Source organism: Maribacter sp. UBA3344, assembly GCF_002362375.1.
GTDB lineage: Bacteria > Bacteroidota > Bacteroidia > Flavobacteriales > Flavobacteriaceae > Maribacter > Maribacter dokdonensis.
The window spans coordinates 118433-130818 of sequence record NZ_DERI01000002.1 but is presented as its reverse complement, the minus strand read 5'-3'; the positions used below and the strand labels follow the sequence as shown (position 1 = coordinate 130818).

The 12386-nt window shown below is 34.5% G+C and carries 14 protein-coding genes; 10 read left to right on the top strand and 4 right to left on the bottom strand.

Annotated features, from left to right (window positions below):
- Positions 1-4: 4 nt before the first annotated feature.
- From B2Z27_RS01335 to B2Z27_RS01325, 3 genes are read left to right on the top strand one after another with little or no spacing between them, the layout of a single operon-like run.
- Complete coding sequence (locus B2Z27_RS01335; protein WP_058102705.1) at positions 5-430, top strand: 3D domain-containing protein; 426 nt, start codon at positions 5-7, stop codon at positions 428-430.
- On the top strand, positions 427-1089 hold the full coding sequence (locus B2Z27_RS01330) for an N-acetylmuramoyl-L-alanine amidase (RefSeq protein WP_058102706.1): 663 nt from the start codon (positions 427-429) through the stop codon (positions 1087-1089). Before B2Z27_RS01335 ends, B2Z27_RS01330 begins: the two co-directional genes overlap by 4 nt.
- Before the next feature lie 12 nt (positions 1090-1101).
- The gene (locus tag B2Z27_RS01325; protein WP_286812260.1) at positions 1102-2565 is read left to right on the top strand and encodes a M14 family metallopeptidase; all 1464 of its coding nucleotides are present in this window, start codon (positions 1102-1104) and stop codon (positions 2563-2565) included.
- 72 nt (positions 2566-2637) lie between these two features.
- Here the strand turns inward: B2Z27_RS01325 and B2Z27_RS01320 are convergent, their stop codons facing one another.
- A complete protein-coding gene (locus B2Z27_RS01320) occupies positions 2638-3468 on the bottom strand; it encodes an OmpA/MotB family protein (RefSeq protein WP_058102708.1) in 831 nt (276 codons plus the stop codon).
- A 204-nt stretch (positions 3469-3672) separates the two neighbouring features.
- A complete protein-coding gene (locus B2Z27_RS01315) occupies positions 3673-4764 on the bottom strand; it encodes a vWA domain-containing protein (RefSeq protein ID WP_286812259.1) in 1092 nt (363 codons plus the stop codon).
- 206 nt (positions 4765-4970) lie between these two features.
- Here B2Z27_RS01315 and B2Z27_RS01310 point away from each other — a divergent pair, with 206 nt between their 5' ends.
- From B2Z27_RS01310 to B2Z27_RS01300, 3 genes are read left to right on the top strand one after another with little or no spacing between them, the layout of a single operon-like run.
- Complete coding sequence (locus B2Z27_RS01310) at positions 4971-5981, top strand: XdhC family protein (RefSeq protein ID WP_286812258.1); 1011 nt, start codon at positions 4971-4973, stop codon at positions 5979-5981.
- A 1-nt stretch (position 5982) separates the two neighbouring features.
- Complete coding sequence (locus tag B2Z27_RS01305) at positions 5983-6600, top strand: nucleotidyltransferase family protein (protein ID WP_286812257.1); 618 nt, start codon at positions 5983-5985, stop codon at positions 6598-6600.
- Between the two features lie 3 nt (positions 6601-6603).
- Positions 6604-7695, top strand: coding sequence for an amidohydrolase family protein (locus B2Z27_RS01300; protein WP_286812256.1), 1092 nt, complete (start codon positions 6604-6606; stop codon positions 7693-7695).
- A 3-nt stretch (positions 7696-7698) separates the two neighbouring features.
- On the opposite strand, the gene B2Z27_RS01295 is transcribed toward B2Z27_RS01300, so the two are convergent.
- A complete protein-coding gene (locus B2Z27_RS01295) occupies positions 7699-7845 on the bottom strand; it encodes a hypothetical protein (protein ID WP_167342504.1) in 147 nt (48 codons plus the stop codon).
- Between the two features lie 144 nt (positions 7846-7989).
- Here B2Z27_RS01295 and B2Z27_RS01290 point away from each other — a divergent pair, with 144 nt between their 5' ends.
- Positions 7990-8478, top strand: coding sequence for an RNA polymerase sigma factor (locus B2Z27_RS01290; protein WP_286812255.1), 489 nt, complete (start codon positions 7990-7992; stop codon positions 8476-8478).
- A 3-nt stretch (positions 8479-8481) separates the two neighbouring features.
- The gene (locus B2Z27_RS01285) at positions 8482-9081 is read left to right on the top strand and encodes a hypothetical protein (protein WP_286812254.1); all 600 of its coding nucleotides are present in this window, start codon (positions 8482-8484) and stop codon (positions 9079-9081) included.
- Between the two features lie 5 nt (positions 9082-9086).
- Here the strand turns inward: B2Z27_RS01285 and B2Z27_RS01280 are convergent, their stop codons facing one another.
- A complete protein-coding gene (locus tag B2Z27_RS01280; RefSeq protein WP_058102715.1) occupies positions 9087-9716 on the bottom strand; it encodes a GntR family transcriptional regulator in 630 nt (209 codons plus the stop codon).
- 151 nt (positions 9717-9867) lie between these two features.
- On the opposite strand from B2Z27_RS01280, the gene B2Z27_RS01275 reads away from it, so the two are divergent.
- Positions 9868-10650 carry a hypothetical protein gene (locus B2Z27_RS01275; RefSeq protein ID WP_286812253.1) on the top strand — a complete coding sequence of 261 codons (783 nt, stop codon included), beginning with the start codon at positions 9868-9870 and terminating at the stop codon, positions 10648-10650.
- 1266 nt (positions 10651-11916) lie between these two features.
- A complete protein-coding gene (locus B2Z27_RS01270) occupies positions 11917-12375 on the top strand; it encodes a cold-shock protein (protein WP_036154395.1) in 459 nt (152 codons plus the stop codon).
- Positions 12376-12386 lie beyond the last annotated feature (11 nt).

Genomic DNA, 12386 nt, shown 5'->3' with positions numbered 1-12386 from the left:
AACTATGTTGAAAAGAGGGGTCGTTTTATTTTTTGCCATTTTGGTGCTAAGTTGTCAAGAAGAAGTGGTAATAGATAAATACGATTGGGTGCCTATGGAAGTTACGGCAACGGCCTATAATTCAATACCCAACCAAACATCATACGAACACCCTGCAATTACGGCATGGGGCGACTCCATAAAACCAGGAAAAAAATGGATAGCCGTCTCTAGAGATCTTTTAAAAAAAGGGCTTTCTTATAATACTCTGGTAAAGATAGATACCTTTGAAGGCATTTATATTGTAAAAGATAAAATGCATTCTAGATGGCGTAACCGTATAGATATTTACATGGGTGAAAATATTGAAAAAGCCAAGGAGTGGGGAAGAAGAAAAATTACTATATCATACGCTGTTGAAAAAGACAGCACGGAAAGCATCATTAAATGAAAAAATATCTTTTTTACATCGTTTTAATAGGTTTATTTTCATGTTCTTCATCTAAAACTATTGTAGAACGACCAATTACTTTTAATGAGGAAAGGAAGGTGTTAACCTTGGAATACTTGCAAAACAGATACGGATTAGAGCAAGATTCCCCTGAGATCGACCCTAAAATGATAGTATTGCATTGGACGGTTATTCCAACATTTGAAAAGTCTTTTGCTGCTTTTGATCCCGTATCATTACCTAATTGGAGACCTGATATTAAAAATGTGAGCGGTTTAAATGTATCTTCACAGTTTATGATAGATAGGGATGGCACCATATATCAATTAATGCCAGAAACAACCATGGCACGCCATGTAATTGGGTTAAACCATTGTGCTATTGGAGTTGAGAACGTTGGTGGTACAGATGATTTGCCCCTGACCAAAGCACAGCTAAAGTCTAACATTTGGCTTGTTAGATACTTAAAGGGTAAATATGACATTGACTATCTAATTGGTCATTATGAGTATACGCTCTTTGAAAATCATCCGCTATGGTTAGAACAAGATGAAGGATATAGAACTAAAAAGACCGATCCTGGTAAAGCCTTCATGAACGATGTTAGAAAAGCTGTCAAAGATTTGAACTTTAAAAAATTACCTACTAATCATAATTAATATAATTATAGAATGAAACACCTATTACTAGCCGCATTGTTTTTATGCTCTTGTTCGGTCATTTGCCAAACCGACAACATTACCTCCCAATTGTATGATACCTATGAGAATTACAAAGAAGGTTCTATTGGAAAGAGACGCATTAAACGAGCAGATATTCAACCATTGATAGACAATTTTACGGTAAACGATAAATTTAAGGTTCAAACCGTAGGAAAGTCGATCGGCGGAAAAAAGTTAAGTTTAATTAGTATTGGCTCTGGGGAAACCAATGTATTTCTTTGGTCTCAAATGCATGGTGACGAACCTACAGCGACACAGGCTATATTTGATATTCTGAATTTTTTTGACAGTGCAGATTTCAAAAAAGAAAAAGAGGCGATTCTCTCTAATTTAACCATTCATTTTTTACCCATGCTGAACCCAGATGGGGCAGAACTTTTTCAAAGACGTAATCTTTTGGGTATAGATATCAATAGAGATGCCCTACGATTGCAATCGCCCGAATCTAAAACCTTAAAAAGGGTGAGAGACAGTTTAAATGCCGATTTCGGATTCAACCTACATGATCAAAGCACGTACTATAATGCGGAACGAACAGAAAAGCCTGCTACCATTTCTTATTTAGCACCAGCTTATAATTATGAAAAGGATATTAATGAAACCCGTGGCAATGCCATGAAAATTATTGTATTCATGAATAATATTCTTCAAAAGTATGCCCCGGGACAAGTAGGCAGATATAATGATGATTTTGAGCCACGTGCTTTTGGAGATAATATTCAAAAATGGGGGACAAGTACCATTTTAATAGAGTCTGGCGGTTACCCCAATGATATTGAAAAACAGGAAATTAGGAAGCTAAATTACACTTCAATTTTATCGGCCATATATACGATCGCAAAAAAATCTTACGAAACCATTGCCATTGAGAAATATGAGGAAATTCCCGAAAATGACAGAAAGTTGTTTGATCTTAAAATAATAGGAGCAAGTTATAACCTAATGGGTAATACCTACGTTTTGGACCTAGGCATCAATCAAATTGAAGTAGATTACCCGGATCACAATTCATTTTGGTATAGTAGCAGAATATTAGACCAAGGTGATCTTTCTACATATTATGGTTATGAAACCTTAGATGCCACTGGGTATACCATAAAACAAGCAAAAGTATATCCAAGGACTTTAAATTCTTTTGAAGAGGTAAAAGCTTTGAATTTCAATGATATTTTAAAGCAGGGATTTGGGTATGTGCGTTTATCAACGTTTCCTGCAAAGCGCATTAATTCGCCATTTCCAGTGCACTTGATTGGTGCAAAATACAATGTTCCTGAATTGAACTTATCACCCGGAATAAATCCTACGTTCTTTTTGGAAAAAAATGGAGTTACGGAATATGCGGTCATAAACGGATTTTTGGTCAACTTAAAAAAGACCGATATCAATGTACCCAATAGTATGATTTTTAGATAAAGGTCATACCATTAATGGAATAAAAAAAGGGAAGCATTTGCTTCCCTTTTTTACATATATAGATTTTGTGCTTTACATAGCATCTTCTGCATCTAAAAGTGCAAAAAACTTATCTAAGTTTGGCAAAATAACAATCTTAGTTCTTCTGTTCATTGCCATGTGCTCTTTAGTATCGTTCTCTACCAATGGTAAGTAGCTACTTCTACCAGAAGCAATTAATTGAGAAGGATCTACGTCATATTCTTTCTGTAATTTACGTACGATTGAAGTAGCACGCTTTACACTTAAATCCCAGTTATCCGTAACCATAGGTGTGTTAATGGTTCTAGAATCTGTATGACCTTCTACCATAACTTCCATACTTGGCTCTGACTTGATAACATCCGCCAATTTTTTAAGAATATTGTCAGCTTTGTTACTTACTCTATAACTAGCTGTATTGAACAATAACTCATCAGAAATATTGATCATAACCACAGTTTTATCAATACTAACATCAATATCTTCTCCTTCTTCAGAGATAGACTGCTTTAATTTGTAAGAAACTGCCAAGTTCATTGAATCTTGTAATGTTTTAGCACCAGCTAATTTTGCAGGGTCAACATTTTTCAATGTATTTCTCATCTTAGCCTTTGTGTTGTTGCTCATTACAGCTACATCGTCCACACTTGTGAACTGGCTATCGTTCATTTCCTTTAAAGAGTTTATTTTATTATTGTACTCTTCAACACGAGCTTCAATACGTGTCATTTGAGCTTGCAACTCTTCTTTTTCTACTTGTGTTTTCTGTAGGGTACTTTGGGTTTGAGATAAGTTATCTTCTAATGCAACATATTTCTTTTTTGAAACACATGAAGTTAAAAGCGCTACAGATACTATAGTAACTAAGGATAATCTTTTCATTTTGTTCTTTTTAATTAATATTAGTTTAATCGTTTTTATATACGGCTTAAACAGAATTACGGATGTTTAAATTTTTAACTCAATCCGTTTTTCCCTGTAAAACACGTCTACAACAAAATGATTATCAATATGTTGTTCATTTCGGTTAAGAGCAAAAAAAAGAAGCATTTACATGCTTCTTTTTACTTTTTGTAGGTGTTATATCTATTCGCAACCTCCGGTAAATCCGTTTGCACTAAACTTGGTTTGTACCGCTCCCTGTCTAGATCCTGTATTGACCTGTATAGCTAAGTTATTTTCACCGCTACCATCTCTTTTAGGGCTACAATATTCGAATAAATAGAAACTATTGGCTCTTTCAGAAACCTTTTCGGAGATATCTCTAAATGTTGTTTCCAGCTCATCTTTATTGGTAGCAAAAACACTGGCCGTTTTACCAACAGCTGTTAGAACTTCAGTGTCAATTTCAGCACCAAGCCCAATACTAAAGAATGAAATATTCGCATTTGCCTCATTAACTTTTTTCAGGGCAGCACTTTCTGTATAACGTGATGCTTGATCGGTACCATCAGTAAATATCACAACTGATGCAGCTCCAATTTTACCATCAGCCGTAGAAACCTTTACTAAGTCCGATGCAATATCGGTCGATTTGATAACGGCTCCATATAAGTCTGTTGAAGGGTCATTACTGATATCATCCGTTATACCCTCAATAGCATCTTTTAATTCAGTTTTTGACGGAGTAAGCTCATTTAATAAATGTAATTCATCCTCACCATCAAACCAGTAGATAGCCATTTTTACAGATTCTTGTGTAGTAGCAGGCATAACAGCGTCAACAAAACTAGTTGAAGCTAATTTTAGCTCTTCTAGACTACTGCTCAATACACTATTACTTAAATCAAGTACCAATAAGGTATTGTTCGAGAAAATTTGTGAATTTGGAGAAATACGTGCCGATGATTCCGACGTTGAAATGGTATTAAAACAATCATCATTTCTACCTTGCTCATAAATAGTGAACTGGTCTGCCGTTAACCCGGGTACAGGGTTTCCATTGGTATCGGATACTTTGAAAAATACTGAAACTTTACCTGGCAATGTGGTATATTGATCTTGTATGGATAATACGAGCTCACCTTCTTCCAAACCTAAACATTCATCAACTTCCGTTCCTTCTCCCAGTCCGTCTCCAGTGTTCAAAATCATGCTTACATCATCATCTGCGTTACCACAAGAAACAAGTAGGGTAACCATAAAAAACACACTAAAGGTTTTTAAAAAATTTTTCATATTCAATTATTACGGGTTCAACTAGCAGAACGCACAAAGTTTATTTAAATTATAGCGAATAATAAAATTAATGTTAAAGATTGTTAAAGCTTACCCACTTAAAGCCTTTAAATTCTACAAGACCTATATTTTGTTAGGCTTAAGCACATAACGCTTCATAATATAAATTATAATTTCACTACATTAGAAGATGTAAAATGCAATGAATGACCCACGAGTTCAAAAGGATATTTAACGAGTATAGACAAGCCAAAGCTTCTGGTTTAAAATGTGTTTTGGCCACAGTAGTAGATTTAGACGGTTCTTCTTATCGTAGACCCGGTGTTCGCATGCTTATACGCGAAGACCATGTTATGATCGGTGCGGTCAGTGGTGGTTGTGTTGAGAAAGAAGTGTTGTTTCAGGCACAATCGGTATTTAAAAACAATTGTGCAAAACTAATGACGTATGATGGCAGGTATAGATTAGGCTGTGAAGGAATACTTTATTTGTTGTTGGAGCCATTTGAGCCAAACGAAACTTGTTTGCATGCATTTGACCAGGTAATCAAGGATAGAAAATCATTTCAATTAGTTACATCTTACAAAAGGACTTATGGGGAACTTAAAGGATACGGTACTTTTATCACCATAAATGCTACTAATTATGCATTTAACATGCTAACCGAAAGGCAAACAGAAGCGCTGCATTTTTCTCAGGTTATGGCTCCTTGCCAACGAATTTTGTTAATTGGTGGTGAACATGACGCCGTTCAGCTTTCCCAATTTGGTTTAGGCATGGGCTGGGAGGTAAGTGTTGCCGTTACCCCTAAAGAAGATAAAACCATAGAGGATTTTCCAGGTATTGATTCCATATTAATCTATGAACCAGAAGATTTTCCAGTAGATATCATAGATAGCAATACTGCCGTATTACTAATGACCCATAGCTATGTAAAAGATTTGAAATACCTAATATCTTTAAAAAACTGTAATCCTGCGTATTTGGGAGTATTGGGACCGGCAAGGCGAAGAGAAAATCTATTATCGGAATTATTGGAACATGACATGGATATAGACATCAGTTTTGTTGAACGTATTCATGGTCCTGCAGGGTTGAATATAGGTGCCGAAACACCACAGGAAATAGCAATATCGATTTTAGCGGAAATTTTAACGGTAATCAGAAAAACCGAACCTATGATGCTAAAAGATAAGTTGAAAGAAATTCATCATTAACATGGCTTTGAAGATTGCTGTATTGATTATGGCCGCAGGTGCTTCAAGAAGAATGAAAGGCATTAAACAACTTATGCCCTGGAAAGACTCTAATTTTCTAGTTGAAACTATAAAAACTGTTCAAAAATCTGATGCCACAAGTGTTAACGTTGTTCTAGGTTCCAATGCGGATCTTATTGCATCTACCTGTCAATTAACTGAAATGAATATAAATGTATTCACCAACACCCATTGGGATAAGGGTTTAGGTAATAGTATTGCATACGGTGTTCAATCATTACTAAAGCAGCATGAACCATATAATGGTATTTTAATTTGTTTGGCTGATCACCCCTTACTTGAACACCAACATTTAAACAATTTAATTGACCAATTTGAAAAAAACACCTCTAAAATTATAGCTACGGATTATAATGCAAAAGCAGGTGTTCCTGTATTGTTCCCTACATTGCACTTTAAGGCATTGTCTCAACTAGATGGTGATTTTGGGGCAAAAGATTATTTGAATAAACATACTAACAACATCATCTCTTTAAATGCTGCAAGGCAAATAAAAGATATTGATACCACCAGAGAATACGAACAGTTAATGGCAGAAGCCAAAAAAACACATATTTAGCAAATGACCCAACTTAAGAACACTATTTTAATTACTTTTTTGGCCGTAGTTACATCACCTAGTTTTGCCCAAGAAATGGGCTTTGAAGAATACAATCCAACATCTACATTAGTTGTACCGGGAACAGAGATTACAAAAGCAAAATTCCCATTCATTGATGTTCATAGCCATCAAAGAGATATGTCCGTAGAAGCCTTAAATGGTTTAATTACCCACATGGATGCCATGAACGAAGCCATTATGGTAAACTTAAGTGGTAGATCGGGCAAAAGCTTAAAAGAAAAAGTAGATAATATCAATAAGAGTTATCCTAATAGATTTGTAGTATTTGCCAATGTTGATTTTGAAGGAGCAAAAGATATGGCATGGGGCGAACAAGCTGCAGCTCAATTAGAACAGGACATAAAGAATGGCGCTAAAGGACTAAAAATATTTAAAAGCTTAGGACTGAGAAATAAAGACGCCAATGGCAACCGATTGGCCATTGACGACCCTCGCTTAGATCCTATTTGGGCCAAATGTGCCCAAATGGGCGTTCCAGTATTAATACACGCGGCTGATCCCAAATCTTTTTGGGATGATATGGATGCAGATAATGAACGTTGGCTAGAGCTAAAAACCCATCCTAGAAGAAAACGGACGGCAACAGACCCCGCCCCGTTTGAACAGATTATTCAAGAACAGCACAATGTATTTAAAAAACATCCTAATACTAAATTTATTAATGCCCACATGGGTTGGCACGCAAATAACTTAGAAAAACTAGGTGAATTATTAGATGAAATGCCCAACATGAATGTTGGGATATCTGCTGTAATTGCCGAGTTAGGAAGACAGCCACAACATGCAAGAGCTTTTTTTATCAAATATCAAGACAGGGTATTATTTGGAAAAGACAGTTGGAAGCCCGAAGAATTTCCGACGTATTTTAGGGTGCTTGAAAGCAATGACGAGTATTTTCCCTACTACAAGAAATACCATGCTTTTTGGGCAATGTACGGATTAAACTTACCCGATGAAGTGTTAAGGAAATTATACTACCAAAACGCTCTAAACCTTATTCCTGGTTTAGATACTTCTTTGTTCGAAGAGTAAAACCTACACCTTTTTGAGTTCAACGGTTTCTTCTACAACAGGAATGTCATCTACATTTTGAAAAATGCCACATGAAACTTGTTTCTTGACCAAGCTTTGTGTGCTTTTTCTTTTTGTCAATGCTTCTATCTCAGGATTTAAAAACTGCATATCACGTATTTTTTTAATAAAACGTACATATGTATCTCATGTTGTATGCGTTAGAATTAATTTACCCTAATTTAAAAAAGAATTTACCTGAAAGTGTGACAAATGAGAAAATCAACATACTAATGGGGAAATAAGTTTTAAGAGATGCAGAAAGAAGCGGTCTTCACAAATTTAATACGAGAACATCAAGGACTTTTGTATAAGGTGACTTCAATTTATACTGATAATAAGGAAGACCAAGAAGATCTTTTTCAAGAAGTGGTATTTCAACTTTGGAAATATTTTGATTCGTTTCGTAATGATGCCAAAATAACAACTTGGATGTATCGCGTGGCAATGAATACATCTATCACATTTATAAAAAAGATAAAGAGACGACCAGATTCCGTTTCAGTTGCTGAAGTCTTTATTAGCGAATCTGATACCCATAATGAAGTTTTTGAAGAACGATTACGGTTACTTTATCAGCATCTAAAACACCTGAATATATTAGAAAAGGGACTCATTTTTCTATTGCTAGAAGGCAAAAGTTATAATGAAATAGCACAGATTACGGGCTTGAGTGCAAGTAATGTGGGTACAAAAATATCTCGAGTAAAGAAAAAATTAAAAACGAACATGACAAATAAATAAATCATGGAATTAGAAGAACTACAATCCGCTTGGACAAAAATGAGCGATGAATTAGATCAACAAAAAAAATTAACGAACAAAATCATATTAGACATGACAAAACAGAAATATCAGAACAAATTCACTACCATTACCAAATATGAATCTTTAGGCGCATTGGTATGTTTCGCAATCGCATTATTTGTAATCTTTAACTTTAACAAATTAGATACTTGGTATTTGCAGGCATGTGGGGCATTTACGCTCTTGTTTTTAATTGTATTGCCGGTTTCAGTGTTATCAACCCTTAAAAAAATCAAGAATATCGATATTCTAAATGGATCTTACAAAGAGAATCTTAAAGTTTACGTGCATACAAAAAATAGATTGCTCAGGTTGCAACAGATCGGAATTGTGGTTGGTTTTATTGGCTTGTTTTTCATTGTGCCGGTAACCTCAAAAATAATTTCTAACAAGAACGTTTTTCTACATAGTTTAAAAACGGAACAAATTATTACTTTGACTATAACATTAGTTGCTATGGCTTTTTTTTGTAATTGGGCATACAAAGGGTATAAAAAGATTACCAGATCTGCACAAGAGCTTTTACAGGATTTGGAGTAAGCAAATTATTCGGTAAGCTTCTTTTGAATATAATTTAAAATCAGCATCCAATTCATTTTTAGTAGGAGAGAGGCGGTTGGCACATTATCATCGGCAATGGCAGAAATAATGGCTTCATGCTGATTGTCAGATTTATTATAAAAAAAATCGTCATTGGTGAAAGCATGCTCATAGAAAAAAAGACGAGTTTTGAGGTCATTTAGTATTTTGAGCGCTAACTCGTTTTTGTATCCTTTGGTAAGTAATCTATGAAATTCCAAATCGGCTTGAATTCTATCAAGGGCATTGGTGGCATTTTCAAAAACTTCTTGTTGCGCTTTCAATTTAATAATATGCTCTTCATTAAACTCTGAGTTTTCAATAGCCATAACCTCTAAATTGGCTACCAATTCATAGAGATCTTCAGCTTCCTCTACATCCAGCTCAGCTATAATAAAGCCTCTATTTGGCACAGCTTTAATTATCCTTGACTGCTGTAATTGTGTAAGCGCTTCTCGTATTGGGGTTACACTCACTTTTAAATGTCTTGACAAGGCTGCTAAATTGATTGTTTTTCCGGTCTTAAGATTACCTGTAATCATTTCGGAAAGTAAATAATCTCGTACTTGGTCCCTTAAATTCATTCTAACAATCATGTATCAAATATAATATATCGTATACGATTAAAACTAATGTTTAGTTTCATTATTGCCATTCATTACACTTACTAGCTGCTAATGTGTAACATAGCCATACTATACAGACTATTTTTTCGTTTTATCCACACAACCCTACAATTAAACAAACATGAAAAATCTAACATCTTATTTAAAAAAAGGAATTCTACTTACGGGAGTATTGTGCATGGCATATAGCTGTAGTGATGACGACACTACCGCCCAGGAGGTAACACTATCCCAAACAGAACTTAAAGCAGTTCTAGAAACCGATGAAATTATTGGTGATATTGATCTTGCTTTATTTGAGCTATCTTCTAACGACAGCAGTACCGGCAAAACTTCATATAATGATTGCTACAGTGCAGTATATTCAGACACGGGCTATGTTGCAACATTCAATAATTGTGTATTGAACGGAACTGATAATGTTAATGGCACTTTAAACGTTACTTATGACCAACAAGGAGAAACAGGCTCTTTTACAGCTAGTTATGTTGACTTTTATGTAGGAGAAATTAAAATAAATGGAACCAGATCATTAACGTTCAGCACAAATTCAGATGATAGCGCTATAACTTTTGAGGTTACTAGCGATATGACGGTAGAAATGGAAGATGGTTCTATAATTGCTGACAGCGGAACCAAATCTACCACTATTGCATTCAACGATAGTAGTACGTATAGTATTGAAGGTAATTGGACCGTAGTTTTTGAAGGTAATACCTATAATGTAAACGTAAACAGTGCATTAACAAGTGAATTATCTTGTGCTTATGTTTCTAGCGGAGATATGGATGTTTTTAAAAACGGACTCTCAGTAAATGTACATTTTGGTGATGGCACTTGTGATGATATTGCAACACTTACATACCCTAATGGAGTAGAGGAAGAAATTACTTTAGAGGATTAAATAAAATAATGAAAATGAAAAGGGATAAGACTTTTAGGTCTTATCCCTTTTTTTTTAGCTAACTCAAAAAATTCTTAATGTGTAAACTGTCTACTTGCTACCCATTGCACTCTTTTACTGGTTTTAAAGCTTGAAAAGAATGTGTTTCTCCTTGTTTCCGTTGGTGTATTTCTGATAAAAGTTCTCATGATGTTCGTTTTTAGATCTGGTGAATAGTCAGATTGATTAATGATCGATTGTTTTTTGATGTGATGTGTGATGAATATTAATGAGTAAACTGTCTACTTGCTACCCATTGCACTCTTTTACTGGCTTTAAAGCTTGAAAAGAAAGTGTTTCTTCTTGTTTCCGTTGGTGTATTTCTGATAAAAGTTCTCATGATGTTCGTTTTTAGATCTGGTGATTAGTCAGACTGATTAATGATCGATTGTTTTTTGATGTGATGTGTGATGAATGTTAATGTGTAAACTGTCTACTTGCTACCCATTGCACTCTTTTACTGGCTTTAAAGCTTGAAAAGAATGTGTTTCTTCTTGTTTCCGTTGGTGTATTTCTGATAAAAGTTCTCATGATGTTCGTTTTTAGATCTGGTGATTAGTCAGATTGATTAATGATCGATTGTTTTTTGATTTGATGTGTGATAAATGTTAATGTGTAAACTGTCTACTTGCTACCCATTGTACGCGCTTACTATTTCTAAAAGCGGTTAAAAAAACATTTCGTCTAGATTCTGTTGGTGTATTTTTAATAAAAGTTCTCATGATATATTGTTTTTAATTGATGAATAATAATTCTGTTATACTTACAAGACGACCATAAATATATTTTGTTACAGTACTATGCATAAAAAGGTACTATTTTTAACAAATTAAACTTTTACAAATTAATTAATAACCTGATTTACAACATTTTATAATATTTTCTAAAAATTAAATTTTAACAAAATATTGAATAAAATAGAATAACGGTGTATCATAATTAAGAATTATAAGGTTCTAAAATGGAAAAAGAATAGGCGTAATGTATCTTAATATTGAAATTAACCTTAAGTCTTTCAAAACTTTGATAGTTTGAGAGCTACGAATGCTAAATAATTGAAATACAAATCATATCTTTGTAGAACTTTAGAGGGATGCAACTAATATCTGCAATGACCTTACAACAAATGACATCGTAGTTAACCCATAAGCTTTCCTTCGGTTATCAACGTCACTACGTATTTCAACCCCTTTACAGTAAAATCTATTATTATCATTAAAATTACGAATGGCAAAATCGCAACAAACATTTAATAAAACTGAAAAAGAAAAAAAACGCTTAAAGAAGCGTGAAGAGAAGAAGAAAAAAATGCTAGCCCGTAAAGCGGCAGCAAAAGAAAATGGTACTTCGGGTATTCCTCTTGCTTATGTAGATTTCAATGGAAATTTGGTAGACACTCCGCCAGATCCAGCAATGAAGGTTGAAATAGAAGCGGAAGACATTGTACTAGGTATACCAAAGAAAGAAGAAGGTGATGTTGAAGAATTTGATCCGGTAAGAAACGGTAAAGTTTCTTTCTTTGATACCACTAAAGGATTTGGTTTCATTATCGATGCTGAAAACAACGAGAAATATTTTGTTCACGTTAGCGGATTGATTGATGAAATCATGGAAAACGACAAGGTTTCTTACGAGTTAGAAAAAGGCATGAAAGGCATGAACGCCGTTCGTGTTAAAAAAATCTAACATTCTCAATA